Genomic DNA, 17805 nt, shown 5'->3' on the forward strand with positions numbered 1-17805 from the left:
TGTCTTCTTGCGAAATTCTTGGGCAATGTCGGGAGTCGGCCCAACGTCTGTCCAGGGTAAAACGTGTATCCAGATAAAACTTGAGGCTGGGAGCCTGCCATGCGCCAGCGGGAAACCCACTGACGCAAGACAGACAACCAACCTCTAGCGCAATCGCTTATTAGCGACGCAGACCCAGGCGACCGATCAGAGCCTGGTAACGGCCCAGATCCTTGCCTTTCAGGTAGTCCAGCAGCTTACGGCGCTGGTTTACCATGCGGATCAGACCACGACGGGAGTGGTGATCTTTACCGTTGGCCTTGAAGTGACCTTGCAGTTTGTTGATGTTGTGGGTCAGCAGTGCAACTTGCACTTCTGGCGAACCAGTGTCACCAACAGCTTGCTGGTAGTCAGCTACGATTTGAGCTTTTTCTTGAACGTCGAGAGCCATGAGGCAATCCTTTTATCAGGAAACTGTTTCAGAGAAACAGCTTCAACAGGCCAGGGACAAATCCCTGTATCTAAAAATGAGTAGTGACCGTGCCTGCTAACAGCCACCCTCGCCAGCCTGCTGTTACGCAGACCGGTTTCGGTCATTCCGACCGAATCAGTCGACGCGGCGCGATGCGCCCGTCTTCGCTCACTTCACCGATACCGATGAAGCGACCGTTGTGATCCTGTACCCGTACCATGCCAAACTTCGGTGCATCCGGGGCCCGTACCGGTTGGCCGTTAAGCCAGTAGAACGAGCTGTGCTCCGAGAACTGCAACAGTGGCCAATCCAGCAAGCCGCTGTCCGATGGCATCAGGAAGCGGTCGACCGCTTCGTTGCCGCCTTCGGCATGTACCGCTTCCAACTCTTCAAGCGTGACAGTCTGCGCCAGCGTGAAAGGCCCGGCCTGGGTACGTCGCAATTCAGCAACGTAAGCGCCACAACCGAGTTGCTCACCGATATCCTCCACCAGGGTGCGGATATAGGTGCCTTTGCTGCAATCCACCGCAAGCCGCGCAGTATCACCCTCAAAGGCCAGCAATTCCAAGCGCGCAATAGTAACAGAACGCGGTTCGCGCTCCACTACTTCGCCTGCACGGGCCAGCTTGTACAGCGGCTGGCCATCACGCTTGAGCGCCGAGTACATCGGCGGTATCTGACTGATTTGCCCACGAAAACCGGGTAAAGCAGCTTCGACATCGGCGCGACCAACGGTCACCGGGCGCTCCAGCAGAACATCACCTTCGGCATCCGCCGTGGTGGTGGTCTTGCCCAGTTGCGCCAGGGTTTCATAAGCCTTGTCGGAGTCGAGCAGGTATTGCGAGAACTTGGTGGCCTCACCGAAGCACAACGGCAGCACGCCGGTGGCCAGCGGATCAAGGCTACCGGTGTGCCCGGCCTTCTCGGCGTTCAGCAACCAGCGAACCTTCTGCAACGCCGCGTTGGAGGTGAACCCCAGCGGTTTGTCGAGAAGGATGATGCCGCTGACGTTACGACGGATACGTTTGACCTGAGCCACCGATTACTCCTTGGCGTCTTCGGGTTCAGCCGCTACCGGGTGCTGATTGTCTTCAGCCACTGCACGCTCGATCAGGGCCGACAGGTGCGCGCCACGCACGACGCTTTCGTCGTAGTGGAAGTGCAACTGTGGAACGCTGCGCAACTTCATTTCGCGAGCCAACTGCATGCGCAGGAAGCCGGCGGCGGAGTTGAGCACCTTGATGCTTTGCGCGATGTCTTCGGCGTTGTCCTGGCCCATCACGGTGATGAAGATCTTGGCGTGACCGACGTCACGGCTGACTTCAACAGCGGTAATGGTGACCAGGCCGACGCGCGGGTCTTTGACTTCACGACGGATCAGCTGTGCAAGCTCACGCTGCATCTGATCGCCGATACGTTGGGTACGGCTGTATTCTTTTGCCATGTCTTGTTACCTGTTACTGCCTCACGGTGAAACCCGTGGGGTCTGAAAGCGGCAAACGCCCGGCCTGACAAAAGCCAGACCGGGCGTTGCGTTTAGAGTCCTGACGCCGTGCCGCGCACTTGCATGCGGCGGCTCGCCGTGGCCCTTGAAGTGCGCGAGTTAGAGGCTGCGAGCAACCTGAACCTTCTCGTAGACTTCGATCTTGTCGCCAGCTTTGACGTCGTTGTAGCTCTTGACGCCAATACCGCATTCCATGCCGGCACGTACTTCGGAAGCGTCATCCTTGAAGCGGCGCAGGGATTCCAGCTCGCCTTCGAAGATAACGATGTCTTCACGCAGTACACGGATTGGACGGTTACGGTGAACAACACCTTCGATAACCATGCAACCGGCGATCGCGCCAAACTTCGGCGAACGGAACACGTCACGTACTTCAGCGGTACCCAGGATGTTCTCGCGAACATCGCTGCCCAGCATACCGGTGAGGGCTTTCTTGACGTCTTCGATGATGTCGTAGATCACGTTGTAGTAACGCATATCCAGACCTTCCTGCTCGACGATCTTGCGAGCGCCAGCATCGGCACGCACGTTGAAGCCAAACAGTACAGCGTTGGAGGCCAGCGCCAGGTTAGCGTCGGACTCGGTGATACCACCGACGCCGCCACCAACAACACGCACTTGCACTTCGTCGTTACCCAGGCCGTTCAAGGCACCGTTCAACGCTTCCAGCGAACCACGGACGTCAGATTTGAGGACGATGTTAAGCGTCTTCTTCTCTGCCTGGCCCATGTTTTCGAAGATGTTTTCCAGCTTGCCGGCGTGAGCACGGGCCAGCTTGACTTCGCGGAACTTGCCTTGACGGAACAGAGCCACTTCACGGGCTTTCTTCTCGTCCGACAGCACGCTCATCTCGTCGCCAGCGTCCGGGGTACCGTCCAGGCCGAGGATCTCGACAGGGATGGAAGGACCGGCTTCCTTGATTGGCTTGCCGTTCTCGTCGAGCATGGCACGTACACGGCCATAGTTCGAACCGACCAGGACCATGTCGCCTTGGCGCAGGGTACCGTCTTGAACCAGAACGGTTGCAACCGGGCCACGACCTTTGTCGAGACGCGATTCAACCACGACACCACGACCTGGGGCCGATGGAGTCGCTTTCAGTTCCAGAACTTCGGCTTGCAGCAGAACAGCTTCGAGCAACTCGTCCACGCCAGTACCGACTTTCGCCGAAACCGATACGAACGGGGTGTCGCCGCCCCACTCTTCCGAGGTCACGCCGTGAACCGACAGTTCGCTACGGATGCGATCGAGATCGGCGCCCGGCTTGTCGATTTTGTTCACTGCAACTACCAATGGAACACCGGCAGCCTTGGCGTGCTGGACAGCTTCAATGGTCTGCGGCATTACGCCGTCGTCCGCTGCAACGACCAGGATCACGATGTCGGTCGCCTTGGCACCACGGGCACGCATTGCGGTAAACGCAGCGTGACCCGGGGTATCGAGGAAAGTGACCATACCGCGATCAGTTTCAACGTGGTACGCACCGATGTGCTGGGTGATACCGCCGGCTTCGCCAGCAGCTACCTTGGCACGACGGATGTAGTCGAGCAGCGAGGTTTTACCGTGGTCAACGTGGCCCATTACGGTCACAACCGGTGCACGGGAGAACGTCTCACCCTCAAACTTCAGGGACTCGGCCAGGGAATCTTCCAGGGCGGTGTCGCTGACCAGGGTCACTTTGTGGCCCAGTTCTTCGGCTACCAGCTGAGCAGTTTCCTGATCAAGCACCTGGTTGATGGTCGCTGGGGTACCCAGTTTGAACATGAACTTGATGATTTCAGCAGCCTTGACCGACATCTGATTGGCGAGATCGCCAACAGTGATGGTCTCGCCAATCTGCACATCACGCACGACAGGGCCGGTTGGGCTCTGGAAACCGTGAGCGTTGCGTTTCTTCAGCTTGGCCTTGCCGCGACCACCACGACGGAAGCCATCGCTTTCTTCGTCGGTAGTACGTGGCGCAACACGTGGAGCAGGCGCTTTCTCTTTAACCGAAGCACGATGCGGAGCGTTTTTGCGCTCACCATCGCCACCGCCGCTACGACGATTATTATCGTCGGCACGTGGTTTGTCCGGACGACGCTGATCGTTTGGCTTGCGGTCGGCAGAAGGAGCCGGTGCAGCCGCCACAACCGGTGCGCTTTCGCGTACTGGCTCGGCAACCGCAGCAGGCGCTGCGACAGCATCGTTAGTAGCGTTTTGCGCAGTAGCAGGCTGGCGACGCGCTTCTTCTTCGGCGCGACGCTTGGCTTCTTCTTCAGCCTTTTGACGGGCAGCATTATCTACTGCGCGACGTTCTTCCAGTTCGCGTTTGCGCTCGGCTTCGATTTCTTCCGGGCTGCGTTGTACGAAAACTTTCTTTTTACGGACTTCAACGCTGATGCTTTTGCTGCCAGCAACACGCAGGGTGCTGGTGGTTTTACGCTGCAGCGTGATCTTGCGTGGTTCTTCCACTTTCGCCTTGTGGCTGCTTTTCAAGTGAGTCAGCAAAGATTGCTTCTCACTGTCAGTCACATGTTCTTCGGCGGCGGTGTGCGGCAGACCTGCCTCACGCATCTGCTGCAACAGGCGCTCTACCGGTGTTTTGACCTCATCGGCCAGTTGTTTCACCGTGACTTGCGTCATGCACTTCTCTCCTCAGGCCGCGCCTAATTACTCGAACCAGTGGGCTCGGGCGGCCATGATCAACTTGCCGGCACGATCATCGTCAATGCCGTCGATGTCGAGCAGGTCGTCAATAGACTGCTCGGCCAGGTCTTCGCGGGTAATTACGCCGCGCACCGCCAGTTCCATCGCCAAATCCTTGTCCATACCCTCAAGCGAGAGCAGGTCTTCGGCCGGATGGGCGTCTGCCAGCTTTTCCTCAGTAGCGATGGCTTTGGTCAACAAACGATCCTTGGCGCGAGCGCGAAGCTCGTTGACGGTTTCTTCGTCAAAGCCGTCGATGTTGAGCATTTCTTCCAACGGTACGTAGGCAATCTCTTCCAGGCTGGTGAAGCCTTCATCTACCAGCACTTGCGCCAGGTCTTCATCGACTTCCAGCTCGTCGATGAAGTTGCGCAGGATGTCGCCGGTTTCTGCTTGCTGCTTAGCCTGGATGTCCGATTCGGTCATCACGTTCAGGGTCCAGCCAGTCAACTGGCTAGCCAGACGCACGTTCTGACCACCGCGACCGATGGCCTGAGCCAGATTGTCTGCGCCAACGGCGATGTCCATTGCATGGGCATCTTCGTCAACGATAATTGCCGCCACTTCAGCCGGCGACATTGCATTAATCACGAACTGCGCCGGGTTATCGTCCCACAGGACGATGTCCACACGCTCACCGCCCAACTCGCCCGACACTGCCTGGACGCGCGAACCGCGCATACCGATGCAAGCGCCTTGCGGGTCAATGCGTTTGTCCTTGGAGCGGACCGCGATCTTGGCGCGCGAACCCGGGTCACGGGACGCAGCCATTACTTCGATCAGGCCTTCAGCGATTTCCGGCACTTCGATGCGGAACAACTCGATCAGCATTTCCGGCGCGGTACGCGACAGGATCAGCTGAGGGCCGCGGTTCTCGGTGCGGATTTCCTTGAGCAGCGCACGCAGACGCACGCCAACCCGGAAAGTTTCGCGAGAAATGATGTCTTCACGAGCCAGCAACGCCTCAGCGTTGTTGCCCAGGTCAACGATCACGTTGTCGCGGGTCACTTTCTTCACGGTGCCGGAGATGATTTCACCCAGGCGCTCGCGGTAAGCATCAACAACTTGAGCACGCTCGGCTTCGCGAACTTTCTGCACGATGACTTGCTTGGCAGTCTGTGCAGCGATACGGCCGAACTCGATGGATTCGATCTTTTCTTCGACTACATCACCAACCTGGGCACCAGGATGCGTTTCTGCAACCTTGCTCGGCCAGGTTTCGATAGCCGGATCGTCCAGGTTTGCTTCTTCGACGACCGTCCAGCGACGGAATGTCTCGTAAGCACCGGTGTGGCGATTGATTTCCACACGCAGATCGACTTCGTCCTCGAAACGTTTTTTGGTAGCAGTGGCCAGAGCCAGCTCCAGCGCTTCAAAAATTACGTTTGCCGGTACGCCCTTTTCATTGGATACCGACTCAACAACCAGCAGTACTTCTTTGCTCATCGTACGCCTCGCCTTTCGCAAGCCATTGGATCCGCGGGATCCGCGTCTCAGTCAAAACTGGGAATAATGTTGGCCTTGTCGACCATATCGATCGGCAACAGGAACTCATGGTCGTCTACCTGCACCACGACGTCCTGCTCTTCTACACCGCGCAGAAGGCCCTGAAAGTTGCGTCGGCCTTCGAAAGGCGAGCGCAGCTTGATCTTCACTTGTTCACCGGCAAATTTTGCAAACTGCTCAAGAGTGAACAGTGGGCGTTCCATGCCTGGCGAGGAAACTTCAAGGGTGTACTCAACGGCGATTGGATCTTCAACATCCAGAACACCGCTGATCTGACGGCTGACGATGGCACAGTCGTCCACCAACACACCGCCTTCTTTATCGATATAAACGCGCAACATTGAGTGGCGACCTTGAGCCGAAAACTCAATACCCCAGCATTCATAGCCTAGGGCCACGACCACCGGGGCCAGCAAGGCCTGCAACTCTTCTAGCTTGCTCGACACCTGAACCCCCTCGTGCATGTATGTGCATGCTATGCAAAATAAAAAAATGGGCGAAACGCCCATCCTTGAAACGCCGTCGAACAGCGGCGTTGAAAGTGTCCAGCTAACAAAAAGCCCCTTAAAAGGGGCTCCTTAAACTGGTTGCGGGGGCCGGATTTGAACCGACGACCTTCGGGTTATGAGCCCGACGAGCTACCAGACTGCTCCACCCCGCGACAAAGCTGGGGCGGAAGTATACGACCGATCCCTGACAGGGTCAATGTAACCTTCCACCTACAAGAAAGCCCGCAACAGCGGGCTCTCCTGATAATTGGTACCGAGAAGGGGACTCGAACCCCTACACCCTATGGGCACAACCACCTCAAGGTTGCGTGTCTACCAATTCCACCACCTCGGCAATACTACGTTTGAAACCCTTCTTACTTCTGCTCTTGAGCTGGAGGCACGTCAGTCGCTGGAGTAGCCGACTTTTGCTCTTGAAGCACCGGGACATCATCAGAAGCCGGTTTTTGCTTTGGTACTTCCAACACTGCTGGATTTGGCAAACCTACTTGAGTCAGCTGATGAGCTTTCTCTTTAGCAAAGTAACCTAACCCTAAGCTGGTTATGAAGAAACCTGCGGCAAGTATAGCAGTAAACTTACTAAGAAAGGTAGAGGAACCTTGGCTTCCGAACACAGTATTTGAAGCACCTGCTCCGAAAGACGCGCCAGCATCCGCACCTTTACCCTGCTGCAGCAATACCAGAGCAACTACGCCCAATGCGCCCAGCAGATGAAAAACGACTACGACTGTTTCCAGCATTTTTTCAGTTTCCCGCGGCGCGACAAATCGCACCGAACTCATCTGCATTCAGGGAAGCTCCACCAATGAGCCCCCCATCGATATCCGGCATGCCGAACAGTTCGACCGCATTGGCCGCCTTCACGCTGCCGCCGTATAGAAGCCGCACACCTTGTGCGACCTCAGAATTCTCTGCTGCCAACTGAGCGCGAATGGCTGCGTGCACATCCTGCGCCTGTTGCGGCGAAGCAGTCAGCCCGGTGCCAATGGCCCAGACCGGCTCGTAAGCAATTACTGCCTTTGCAAAAGCACCAACACCCAGCTCCTCAATGATGCTGCCCAGCTGACGCCCGACAACCTCAAGAGTTTTCCCGGCTTCGCGCTGCTCAAGGGTTTCCCCTATGCACAACACCGGAATCAAGCCACATGCCTGTGCCGCTGCGAACTTGCGAATGAGTGTTTCATCATTCTCGCCGATGATCTGGCGACGTTCAGAGTGACCCACGAGTACCAGTGAGCAACCCTCTTCGGCCAGCTGACTCGGCGCAACTTCACCGGTCAACGCACCTTGTTTGGATTCCACCGCAGCGTTCTGCGCGCCGACCTTGATCGACTTTCCTTCCAGACCATCAATCACTTGATTGACATGCAGAAAGGACGGGAATACCGCTACATCAACACCGCTCGGCAAGGCTAGATTACGCAAGCCATTGATCAGCTCAGCGACGCTGGCGCGGGTACCGTGCATCTTCCAGTTACCAGCTACCATAGGGCGACGCATGCTGTACCTCGTCGGTCAAAGTGGGCGCAGATGTTACCCAACACAATCATGGCTGGCAAGCCGAATTCAGGCAGAAACTTCAGTAACCAGTTTTGCCAGCTCTTCGGCATAACCACGAACCTGTGTTTCGTCCTCGCCTTCGACCATGACCCGCACCAGTGGCTCGGTACCGGACTTGCGCAACAGCACACGCCCACGACCCGCCATGGCCTGCGTGACGCGCTCGCTGGCTTCCATAACCGACGGATGTTCGAGAGGGCTCGCACCGCCGCCGAAACGGACATTAATCAGCACCTGAGGACACTTGCGCAGCGCCTGACGGGCCTGAGCCAGTCCTTCGGAGCGAGTCTTCAGCGCCATCAACACCTGCAACGCCGCGATGATCGCATCACCGGTGGTGGTGTGATTGAAGCAGACGATGTGCCCGGAGTTCTCGCCACCGACCAACCAGTTGCGCTCCAGCAGGTCAGCGATCACATAACGGTCGCCGACATTGGCGCGCACAAATGGAATCGACAGATCTGCCAGGGCCAGTTCCAGGCCCAGGTTACTCATCAACGTACCGACCACGCCGCCCTGCAACTTGCCACGCTCATGCAGATCGCGAGCGATGATGAACAGCAGCTCATCACCATCGACGACAGCGCCAGTGTGATCGACCATCAGCACCCGATCACCATCACCATCGAAGGCGATACCCAGATCGGCATGTTCGGCCAATACGGCAGCTTGAAGTGGACCCATATGAGTCGATCCGCAATTTTCGTTGATGTTCAGGCCGTTTGGCTGAGCAGATAACACAACAACATCGGCACCCAGCTCACGGAATACGCTAGGCGCGACTTTGTAAGTCGCACCATGGGCGCAGTCGATTACGATTTTCAGGCCCGCGAAGCTGGTGCCGGTCGGGACGCTGCTCTTGCAGAATTCAATGTAACGACCCGAGGCATCGTTGATGCGCGACACCCTGCCGATCTTGCTCGACTCAACCACGGTCATCGGGGTATCGAGCAACTCTTCGATCATCAACTCGACTTCATCCGGAAGCTTGGTGCCTTTCCCGGAGAAAAACTTGATGCCGTTGTCATCGTGTGGATTGTGCGAAGCACTGATCACGATGCCGGCCTCGGCATGGAAAGTACGCGTCAGGTACGCGATGGCCGGTGTCGGCATTGGCCCCAGGAGCATCACGTCGGCACCGGCCGAAGTCAGCCCGGCTTCAAGTGCCGATTCGAACATGTACCCGGAAATTCGAGTGTCCTTGCCTACCAGCACCTTGCAGGCACCCATCTTGCGGAACGCCATGCCGGCAGCCCAACCGAGCTTGAGCATAAAGTCTGGAGTGATCGGATATTCGCCGACCCGACCACGAATGCCGTCGGTGCCAAAATATTTCTTAGTCATAAGTGCTCCATCATTCTTATTCGGCTGATTCCACTGCGGCAATCATCCGCACGAGATCGACTGTTTCGGCCACATCATGAACGCGCAATATGCGCGCGCCCTTAACCGAAGCCAGCGCTGCCAACGCCAGACCGCCATACAGACGTTCGCCAACCGGACGATTCAAGGCCTGACCTATCATGCTCTTTCGCGAAACCCCTACCAACAGGGGCCGCCCCAAGGCATGCAAGGCCTCCATATGTTTGAACAAGCTTAGATTGTGCTGCAGGGTTTTCGCGAAACCGAAACCCGGATCAAGAATGATCCGCTCAGCCGGAATCCCCACTGACGCACACTGTGCCATGCGCTCGGCGAGAAACTCACCCACCTCTTTCGTCACGTCGCGATACTGCGGATCGTCCTGCATATCGCCCGGCTCGCCGAGCATATGCATCAGACACACCGGAAGACCGGTCGCCGCCGCAGCATCCAGGGCGCCGTCACGTCGCAATGACCGTACATCATTGATCAACCCAGCACCCAGTCGCGCAGTTTCGCGCATGACTGCTGGCGTGGAAGTATCAACTGAGATGATCACATCCAGCTCGCGATTGATGCGCTCGACAATCGGCGCAACGCGCTCAAGCTCTTCGAGCGGTGAAACCGCCCTGGCGCCAGGCCGGGTCGACTCACCACCGACATCTATAAGCGTTGCACCAGCCGCCACCATCGCTTCGGCGTGGCGCAGCGCTGCATCGAGCTGGCTGTATCGGCCGCCATCGGAAAAGGAATCGGGAGTGACATTGAGAATGCCCATGACATGCGTATGGGCCAAATCAAGAACCCGGTTGCCGCAAGGCAACCGGGTCAGGGACTGAACAGAAGTCATTTCAAACCTTAAACGTCAGCAGCCGGACCGCCGATCGGTGTTTCCGGACGCGGATCCTGCGCCACCGGAGGTGTTCCGGAGGTACCAGCACCGCCGCCCGACCAGTCGCGTGGTTCACGAGGCGTACGACCGGCCATGATGTCGTCGATCTGATCGGCGTCGATCGTCTCGTACTTCATCAGGGCGTCCGCCATGGCGTCGAGCTTGTCACGGTTATCCGTGAGGATCTGCTTGGCTGTGCCGTAGCACTGATCAATGATGCTGCGCACTTCGGAGTCGATCAGCTTGGCAGTCTCACCGGAGAAGCTTGCACTCTGACCACCGCCGCCACGACCGAGGAACACTTCACCCTCTTCTTCGGCGTACATCAACGGACCGAGTTTTTCCGACAGCCCCCACTTGGTCACCATGTTTCGTGCAATCTGACTTGCACGCATGATGTCGTTCGACGCACCGGTAGTAACGCCATCAAAGCCCAAGGTCATCTCTTCAGCGATACGACCGCCGTACAACGAGCAGATCTGGCTGATCAAGGCGCGCTTGGACAGGCTGTATCGATCTTCTTCCGGCAGGAACATGGTCACACCCAGCGCACGACCGCGCGGAATGATCGACACCTTGTAGACCGGATCATGCTCAGGCACGACGCGACCGACGATAGCGTGGCCAGCCTCGTGGTAAGCGGTGTTCTGCTTCTCTTTCTCGGACATGACCATCGATTTGCGCTCGGCGCCCATCATGATCTTGTCTTTGGCCAGTTCGAACTCTTTCATCTCAACGATGCGCTTGCCGGTACGGGCAGCGAACAACGACGCTTCGTTTACCAGGTTGGCCAGGTCGGCACCAGAGAAACCAGGCGTACCACGAGCAATTACGGCCGGAGCGACATCGTCACCCATCGGCACTTTGCGCATGTGAACCTTGAGGATCTGCTCACGACCACGGATATCCGGCAAGCCGACCACAACCTGACGGTCGAAACGGCCCGGACGCAGCAACGCAGGGTCCAGAACGTCCGGACGGTTGGTTGCAGCGATCACGATGATGCCGTCATTCATTTCAAAGCCGTCCATCTCTACCAGCAACTGGTTGAGTGTCTGCTCGCGCTCATCGTGACCACCGCCCATGCCGGCGCCACGGTGGCGACCGACAGCGTCGATTTCATCGATGAAGATGATGCATGGCGCGTGCTTTTTGGCTTGTTCGAACATGTCACGAACACGGCTGGCACCAACGCCGACGAACATTTCGACGAAATCGGAACCGGAGATCGTGAAGAACGGAACCTTGGCTTCACCGGCAATCGCCTTGGCAAGCAAGGTTTTACCGGTACCCGGAGGACCGACCATCAGCACGCCGCGAGGAATGCGACCGCCCAGACGCTGGAACTTGCCCGGATCACGCAGGAACTCGACCAGCTCACCGACTTCTTCCTTGGCTTCGTCGCAACCTGCAACGTCACCCAAGGTGGTTTTCACCTGATCTTCGGAGAGCAGGCGCGCCTTGCTCTTGCCGAAGCTCATCGGCCCGCCCTTGCCTCCAGCGCCACCCTGCATCTGCCGCATGAAGAACATGAACACGGCGATGATCACCAGGATCGGGAAGCTTGCGACCAGGAGTTGAGTCCAGATGCTTTGCTGTTCCGGCTGCTTGCCTTCGACTACGACGTGGTTATCCACCAGGTCGCCGATCAGGCCATTGTCCTGAATTGCCGGACGAATGGTCTTGAAGCTGTCGCCATCGTTGCGCTTGCCGGTAATCACATAGCCATCCACGGCTACGCGCTCGACCTTGCCATCCTTGACCTGCTGGATGAAGTCGGAATAGTTAAGGGTCTGCGGCTCGTTAGGGCTGGAGAAGTTGTTCATCACCGTCACAAGGACAGCCGCGATGATCAACCACAGGATCAGATTCTTTGCCATATCGTTCAATTAACTACCCTCTGAAGCAAGCTCCGCTACTGGCGCGCGCTTCGCATGATATTCACCGGCCTAACTTACTACATTACCTACGGCTCTGGCAGGCGCCGTCTGTAACCCTTTGTGAAACACTTTCTACACAATATTCGCTAATGCTCACGAGGCGAAATGCGAAAAACCTATCACCCCGGTCGAAAAACCTCTTATTCCTCGCTACGCCCGCGGAAACCGCGGCCCAGCAGGTACTGCTCACGAGAGCGATCGCGCGACGATTTAGGCTTGCGCGTCGTGACCTTTTCGAACTGCATGCGAACGCTCTTGTGGTATTCGTCGAAGCCTTCACCCTGGAAGACCTTGATCAAAAAATCACCACCTGGCTTCAATACCCGTACCGCAAGATCCAGTGCCAACTCGCACAGGAACATTGATCGCGGCATATCTACAGACGCCAATCCACTCATATTGGGGGCCATATCGGAAATCACAAGGTCCACCTCGTTTTTTCCGACAGCTTCGAGAATCTGCGCGAGCACTGCATCCTCGGTGAAGTCACCCTGAATAAAGGTCACATCAGGGATGCTGTCCATTTCCAGGATGTCGGAAGCGATCAGCGTGCCTTGCCCACCAATCAGACGACTGGTCACCTGGGACCAGCCACCCGGGGCGGCGCCCAGGTCGATCACGCTCATGCCGGGGCGGATCAGACGATCCCTGTCCTGGATCTCCAGCAGCTTGTAGCTGGCACGGGAGCGGTACCCGTCTTTTTGCGCCATTTTGACGAATGGGTCGTTGAAATGCTCTTGCAGCCATTTAAGACTTGTCTTGGAACGGGCCACGGGCCACCTCGAAAATAAAACGGGTCGTGATTAACTGGGCGGTCCCGGACTCGCTCGGGTAAACTGGCCGCCGCTTTTTACAAGATCAGACGCAGGGGTCAGATTATGCCGCTCACTCAAGAGCAGAAGAAACAGTACAAATCCATTGGCCACCATCTGAAACCAGTTTTGACTGTGGCTGATAACGGTTTGACTGAAGGTGTGTTAGCCGAACTTGAACGCGCGTTGGCGGATCACGAGCTGATTAAAATCAAGCTCAACATCCTCGATCGCGAGTCGCGCCTGGCGAACATTGCAGAACTGTGCAAGGTCGGCAAAGCGGACCTGGTTCAGGTTATCGGCAAGATGGCACTGATTTACCGCAAGAACTTCAGCGTCAACAAGCAGCTGTCGAACGTCCATCGCTTCAAGTGATGGCAAGGGTCAAGGGTGTGCTTCGCGCACCCTGCCACTCCATCCAGGCACCGGCTGCAACACCAGCACCAGCCCGGCAAACCCCAGGACCAGATAGCTGAACTCTTCCCAGCGCACTGCATCCGGCCAATCGAAGCGCACGACGAAATACATCGCGCACGCATAGAGCGCCATCAGCAGCAGTTGCCCGCGAATATCCCGCCATAGACTGACAAGGCCCTCGGCCTGAACCAGCACCAAAGCCTGAAAAATCACACACGCTGTGGCGAATCCCACCATCAGCGCATCAAGCATGCCTTCAATTTCATCGATCAGCAGCGGCGCCAGGCCAATTTTGCCCAACGCCGGCAGCAAACCGATATGCAACAGCCACAGGCCCCCAACCCACAACATCTGGGTCAGTTGCCAAAGCATGGCGCCCGCACGTAGCGGGCGCCTTCTTTTAGATGTGACGGACTTCGACAATCTCGTACTCGATAACGCCACCTGGCGTTTTCACGGCGACCACATCGCCTTCTTGCTTGGCGATCAAGGCGCGAGCCAGTGGCGAACCCACCGAAATCTTGCCCAGCTTGAAGTCAGCCTCGTCCTCACCAACGATATGGTAAATGACGGTCTCGTCAGTTTCGACGTTGGCGATTTCAACGGTGGTACCGAAAATCACTTTGCCGGTATGAGGAATGGTCGTGACATCAATGATCACCGCATTCTGCATACGGCCTTCGATGTCACGGATCCGCGCCTCGACCATACCCTGCTGCTCGCGAGCAGCGTGGTATTCGGCGTTTTCCTTCAGATCACCCAATTCGCGGGCCGTACCGATGTCCTGGCTGAGCTTCGGACGGACGACCTTGGTCAGGTGAGCGTGTTCCTCTTCCAGGGCTTTGGCACCCTGGACGGTCATTGGGTATTTGATCATGCCTTCAATCCTGCGTGTAGGTCCTGCAAGCGGCGCACAGTCTTCTCGGGACCGAACTTCAGCGCTTCACAGATAGCTTCGCCAGCAGCAATGGTGGTGGTGCAGTAGATCTTGTGCTGCAAGGCATTACGACGAATGGAGTACGAATCAGCGATCGATTGACGACCTTCGGTGGTGTTGATGATCAGGGTGACTTCGTCATTTTTGATCATGTCGACCACGTGCGGACGACCTTCGGTCACCTTGTTCACACGACGCACTTTCAGGCCTGCGGCTTCGATCAGCTTGGCAGTACCGGCAGTGGCAACCACTTCGAAGCCCAAGTTGATCAGATCACGGGCCACGCCTGCAACCAGCGGCTTGTCGTCGTCACGCACGCTGATGAACGCGGTACCGCCGGTCGGCAGCACTTCGCTGGCGCCCATTTGGGCCTTGGCGAACGCTTCACCGAAGGTATCACCCACGCCCATCACTTCACCGGTGGACTTCATCTCTGGGCCCAGGATCGGGTCCACGCCAGGGAATTTGGCGAATGGGAACACCGCCTCTTTCACGCTGTAGAAGTTCGGAATGATTTCTTTGGTGAAGCCGATTTCTTTCAGGGTTTTACCGGCCATCACGCGAGCCGCGATCATTGCCAGGGAAACACCGATGCACTTGGACACGAACGGTACGGTACGGGAAGCGCGCGGGTTGACTTCGATGACGTAGATGTCTTCGCCTTGCAGCGCCAACTGAACGTTCATCAGGCCGACAACACCCAGCTCCAGGGCCATTTTCTTGACCTGTTCGCGCATCTCGTCCTGGATGTGCCCAGGCAGAGAATACGGCGGCAGGGAGCACGCGGAGTCACCGGAGTGAACGCCGGCCTGCTCGATGTGCTGCATGATCGCGCCGATCACCACGTCGGTGCCGTCGCAAACTGCATCCACGTCCATTTCGATGGCGCAGTTGAGGAAGTGGTCGAGCAGCACCGGGCTGTCGTTGGACACTTTCACCGCGTCACGCAGGTAGCGCTTGAGTTCTTCTTCTTCGTAGACGATTTCCATCGCACGACCGCCCAGTACGTAGGACGGACGAACCACCAGCGGGTAACCGATCTTGGCAGCAGCGCGAATCGCTTCGTCTTCGCTGCGAACGGTAGCGTTTGGCGGCTGACGCAGATTCAGGCGCTCAACCATTTGCTGGAAGCGCTCACGGTCTTCAGCACGGTCGATAGCGTCCGGGCTGGTGCCGATGATCGGCACGCCGGCTTCTTCCAGGGCACGCGCCAGTTTCAGCGGGGTTTGGCCGCCGTACTGGACGATCACGCCTTTCGGCTTCTCGACGCGGACGATTTCCAGCACGTCTTCCAGGGTCACTGGCTCGAAGTACAGGCGATCGGAGGTGTCGTAGTCGGTGGAGACGGTTTCCGGGTTGCAGTTGACCATGATGGTCTCGTACCCGTCGGCGCGCAGGGCCAGTGCCGCGTGTACGCAGCAGTAGTCGAACTCGATGCCTTGGCCGATACGGTTAGGACCGCCGCCGAGGATCATGATCTTGTCGCGGCCCGACGGTGCAGCTTCGCACTCTTCCTCGTAAGTCGAGTAGAGGTAAGCGGTGTCGGTGGCGAACTCGGCCGCGCAGGTGTCAACGCGCTTGTAGACCGGGAAGATTTCCAGCTTGTGACGGTGGCGACGCAGGTTTTTCTCGGTCACGCCCAGCAGCTTGGCCAGACGCATGTCGGAGAAGCCTTTGCGCTTGAGGCGGAACATCACGTCGCGGTCGATGCTGGCCAGACCCAGGGTCTTGACCTTCTCTTCTTCCTTGATCAGATCTTCGATCTGCACCAGGAACCACGGGTCGATCATGTTCATGCCGAAGATGTCTTCGACCGACAGGCCGGCGCGGAACGCGTCAGCCACGTACCAGATACGCTCGGCGCCCGGCACGGTCAGTTCGCGCTTGAGAATACTCATGCTTTCCGGATTGCTCAGGTCGAGCTTCTCGTCCAGGCCGCAAACGCCCACTTCCAGACCGCGAAGGGCTTTCTGCAGGGATTCCTGGAAAGTCCGGCCGATGGCCATGACTTCACCCACCGACTTCATTTGAGTGGTCAGGCGCGCGTCGGCTTTCGGGAATTTCTCGAAGGCGAAGCGTGGCAGCTTGGTCACGACGTAGTCGATGGACGGCTCGAAGGATGCAGGAGTAGCGCCGCCGGTGATTTCGTTCTGCAGTTCGTCCAGGGTGTAGCCGATCGCCAGTTTGGCAGCGATACGCGCAATCGGGAAACCGGTGGCTTTCGAGGCCAGGGCCGAGGAACGGGATACCCGCGGGTTCATCTCGATGACAACCATACGGCCAGTGTCCGGGCAGATGCCGAACTGGACGTTGGAGCCGCCGGTTTCCACGCCGATCTCACGCAGTACCGCCAGGGAGGCGTTACGCATGATTTGGTATTCCTTGTCCGTCAGGGTCTGTGCTGGCGCAACAGTGATCGAGTCACCGGTGTGCACGCCCATCGGGTCAAAGTTTTCGATGGAGCAGACGATGATGCAGTTGTCCTTCTTATCGCGGACAACCTCCATCTCGTACTCTTTCCAGCCGATCAGGGATTCGTCGATCAGCAGCTCTTTGGTCGGCGACAGGTCCAGACCACGGGCGCAGATTTCTTCGAACTCTTCGCGGTTGTAAGCGATACCGCCGCCGGTGCCGCCCATGGTGAAGGACGGACGGATGATGCACGGGAAGCCAAGCTTCTCGAGCACCGCGTTGGCCTCTTCCATGCTGTGGGCGATGCCCGAACGCGGGCAGTCCAGACCAATGGATTTCATCGCCTTGTCGAAGCGCGAACGGTCTTCAGCCTTGTCGATGGTGTCAGCGTTGGCGCCGATCATCTCTACGCCGAACTTCTCCAGAATGCCTTCGCGTTCCAGGTCCAGTGCGCAGTTCAGAGCGGTCTGGCCGCCCATGGTCGGCAGCAGCGCGTCCGGACGCTCTTTCTCGATGATCTTGGCAACGGTCTGCCATTTGATCGGCTCGATGTACGTGGCGTCAGCCATGTCCGGGTCGGTCATGATGGTCGCTGGGTTGGAGTTCACCAGGATGACGCGGTAACCCTCCTCGCGCAGGGCTTTGCAGGCCTGGGCGCCGGAGTAGTCGAATTCACAGGCCTGGCCGATAACGATCGGGCCAGCGCCGAGAATCAGGATGCTTTTTATGTCTGTACGTTTTGGCATGGGTTTGTCACTCAAATCCGCAGGTCAGTCGGCAAGCCGTCTTGTTCAATCTGTGAAGCCTTGAGGGGG

16 protein-coding genes and 2 tRNA genes are annotated in these 17805 nt (G+C 57.5%); 1 reads left to right on the top strand and 17 read right to left on the bottom strand.

Features of this window, described 5'->3' with window-relative positions; all coding sequences use genetic code 11:
- Positions 1-160 precede the first annotated feature (160 nt).
- The 14 genes from rpsO to rlmE all read right to left on the bottom strand — a co-directional run bounded on the left by rpsO (position 161) and on the right by rlmE (position 13185).
- Positions 161-430 (bottom strand): 30S ribosomal protein S15, encoded by a 270-nt coding sequence (rpsO, locus tag AC1MEW_RS33105; RefSeq protein ID WP_003176135.1) that lies wholly within the window; start codon positions 428-430, stop codon positions 161-163.
- 142 nt (positions 431-572) lie between these two features.
- Complete coding sequence (truB, locus tag AC1MEW_RS33110; RefSeq protein WP_201200479.1) at positions 573-1490, bottom strand: tRNA pseudouridine(55) synthase TruB; 918 nt, start codon at positions 1488-1490, stop codon at positions 573-575.
- Between the two features lie 3 nt (positions 1491-1493).
- On the bottom strand, positions 1494-1895 hold the full coding sequence (gene rbfA, locus AC1MEW_RS33115; RefSeq protein ID WP_007942872.1) for a 30S ribosome-binding factor RbfA: 402 nt from the start codon (positions 1893-1895) through the stop codon (positions 1494-1496).
- A 159-nt stretch (positions 1896-2054) separates the two neighbouring features.
- On the bottom strand, positions 2055-4580 hold the full coding sequence (gene infB / locus AC1MEW_RS33120; protein ID WP_201200477.1) for a translation initiation factor IF-2: 2526 nt from the start codon (positions 4578-4580) through the stop codon (positions 2055-2057).
- A 27-nt stretch (positions 4581-4607) separates the two neighbouring features.
- The gene (nusA, locus tag AC1MEW_RS33125) at positions 4608-6089 is read right to left on the bottom strand and encodes a transcription termination factor NusA (protein WP_201194346.1); all 1482 of its coding nucleotides are present in this window, start codon (positions 6087-6089) and stop codon (positions 4608-4610) included.
- 47 nt (positions 6090-6136) lie between these two features.
- The gene (gene rimP, locus AC1MEW_RS33130; protein WP_480427381.1) at positions 6137-6595 is read right to left on the bottom strand and encodes a ribosome maturation factor RimP; all 459 of its coding nucleotides are present in this window, start codon (positions 6593-6595) and stop codon (positions 6137-6139) included.
- Positions 6596-6733: 138 nt separating this feature from the next.
- Positions 6734-6810: transfer RNA gene (locus AC1MEW_RS33135), tRNA-Met, on the bottom strand.
- A gap of 96 nt (positions 6811-6906) precedes the next feature.
- Positions 6907-6992, bottom strand: a tRNA-Leu gene (locus tag AC1MEW_RS33140).
- 22 nt (positions 6993-7014) lie between these two features.
- Complete coding sequence (gene secG, locus AC1MEW_RS33145) at positions 7015-7398, bottom strand: preprotein translocase subunit SecG (RefSeq protein WP_201194393.1); 384 nt, start codon at positions 7396-7398, stop codon at positions 7015-7017.
- 4 nt (positions 7399-7402) lie between these two features.
- Positions 7403-8158 carry a triose-phosphate isomerase gene (gene tpiA, locus AC1MEW_RS33150; protein WP_201200474.1) on the bottom strand — a complete coding sequence of 252 codons (756 nt, stop codon included), beginning with the start codon at positions 8156-8158 and terminating at the stop codon, positions 7403-7405.
- Positions 8159-8224: 66 nt separating this feature from the next.
- On the bottom strand, positions 8225-9562 hold the full coding sequence (gene glmM, locus AC1MEW_RS33155) for a phosphoglucosamine mutase (RefSeq protein ID WP_201200473.1): 1338 nt from the start codon (positions 9560-9562) through the stop codon (positions 8225-8227).
- A 16-nt stretch (positions 9563-9578) separates the two neighbouring features.
- Positions 9579-10430: a dihydropteroate synthase gene (folP, locus tag AC1MEW_RS33160; protein WP_201200472.1), complete on the bottom strand. Its 852-nt coding sequence runs from the start codon at positions 10428-10430 to the stop codon at positions 9579-9581.
- 8 nt (positions 10431-10438) lie between these two features.
- A complete protein-coding gene (gene ftsH, locus AC1MEW_RS33165) occupies positions 10439-12352 on the bottom strand; it encodes an ATP-dependent zinc metalloprotease FtsH (RefSeq protein ID WP_054050044.1) in 1914 nt (637 codons plus the stop codon).
- 200 nt (positions 12353-12552) lie between these two features.
- On the bottom strand, positions 12553-13185 hold the full coding sequence (rlmE, locus tag AC1MEW_RS33170) for a 23S rRNA (uridine(2552)-2'-O)-methyltransferase RlmE (protein WP_201200471.1): 633 nt from the start codon (positions 13183-13185) through the stop codon (positions 12553-12555).
- 105 nt (positions 13186-13290) lie between these two features.
- Between rlmE and AC1MEW_RS33175 the strand changes: the two genes are divergently transcribed.
- Complete coding sequence (locus AC1MEW_RS33175; protein ID WP_008005472.1) at positions 13291-13599, top strand: YhbY family RNA-binding protein; 309 nt, start codon at positions 13291-13293, stop codon at positions 13597-13599.
- Between the two features lie 9 nt (positions 13600-13608).
- Here AC1MEW_RS33175 and AC1MEW_RS33180 read toward each other — a convergent pair whose 3' ends face one another.
- From AC1MEW_RS33180 to carB, 3 genes are read right to left on the bottom strand one after another with little or no spacing between them, the layout of a single operon-like run.
- Complete coding sequence (locus AC1MEW_RS33180) at positions 13609-14013, bottom strand: MFS transporter (RefSeq protein WP_201200470.1); 405 nt, start codon at positions 14011-14013, stop codon at positions 13609-13611.
- Positions 14014-14041: 28 nt separating this feature from the next.
- The gene (gene greA / locus AC1MEW_RS33185; RefSeq protein ID WP_201200469.1) at positions 14042-14518 is read right to left on the bottom strand and encodes a transcription elongation factor GreA; all 477 of its coding nucleotides are present in this window, start codon (positions 14516-14518) and stop codon (positions 14042-14044) included.
- Positions 14515-17736 (bottom strand): carbamoyl-phosphate synthase large subunit, encoded by a 3222-nt coding sequence (carB, locus tag AC1MEW_RS33190; RefSeq protein WP_201200468.1) that lies wholly within the window; start codon positions 17734-17736, stop codon positions 14515-14517. The genes greA and carB overlap by 4 nt, the downstream gene beginning before the upstream one ends.
- Positions 17737-17805 lie beyond the last annotated feature (69 nt).

Source organism: Pseudomonas sp. ASL4 (assembly GCF_056680395.1).

Coding starts and splice junctions, on each gene's coding strand:
- rpsO (WP_003176135.1), bottom strand. CDS start 430: ATGGCTCTCGACGTTCAAGAAAAAGCTCAAATCGTAGCTGACTACCAG.
- rbfA (WP_007942872.1), bottom strand. CDS start 1,895: ATGGCAAAAGAATACAGCCGTACCCAACGTATCGGCGATCAGATGCAG.
- infB (WP_201200477.1), bottom strand. CDS start 4,580: ATGACGCAAGTCACGGTGAAACAACTGGCCGATGAGGTCAAAACACCG.
- nusA (WP_201194346.1), bottom strand. CDS start 6,089: ATGAGCAAAGAAGTACTGCTGGTTGTTGAGTCGGTATCCAATGAAAAG.
- secG (WP_201194393.1), bottom strand. CDS start 7,398: ATGCTGGAAACAGTCGTAGTCGTTTTTCATCTGCTGGGCGCATTGGGC.
- tpiA (WP_201200474.1), bottom strand. CDS start 8,158: ATGCGTCGCCCTATGGTAGCTGGTAACTGGAAGATGCACGGTACCCGC.
- glmM (WP_201200473.1), bottom strand. CDS start 9,562: ATGACTAAGAAATATTTTGGCACCGACGGCATTCGTGGTCGGGTCGGC.
- folP (WP_201200472.1), bottom strand. CDS start 10,430: ATGACTTCTGTTCAGTCCCTGACCCGGTTGCCTTGCGGCAACCGGGTT.
- ftsH (WP_054050044.1), bottom strand. CDS start 12,352: ATGGCAAAGAATCTGATCCTGTGGTTGATCATCGCGGCTGTCCTTGTG.
- AC1MEW_RS33175 (WP_008005472.1), top strand. CDS start 13,291: ATGCCGCTCACTCAAGAGCAGAAGAAACAGTACAAATCCATTGGCCAC.
- AC1MEW_RS33180 (WP_201200470.1), bottom strand. CDS start 14,013: ATGCTTTGGCAACTGACCCAGATGTTGTGGGTTGGGGGCCTGTGGCTG.
- greA (WP_201200469.1), bottom strand. CDS start 14,518: ATGATCAAATACCCAATGACCGTCCAGGGTGCCAAAGCCCTGGAAGAG.
- carB (WP_201200468.1), bottom strand. CDS start 17,736: ATGCCAAAACGTACAGACATAAAAAGCATCCTGATTCTCGGCGCTGGC.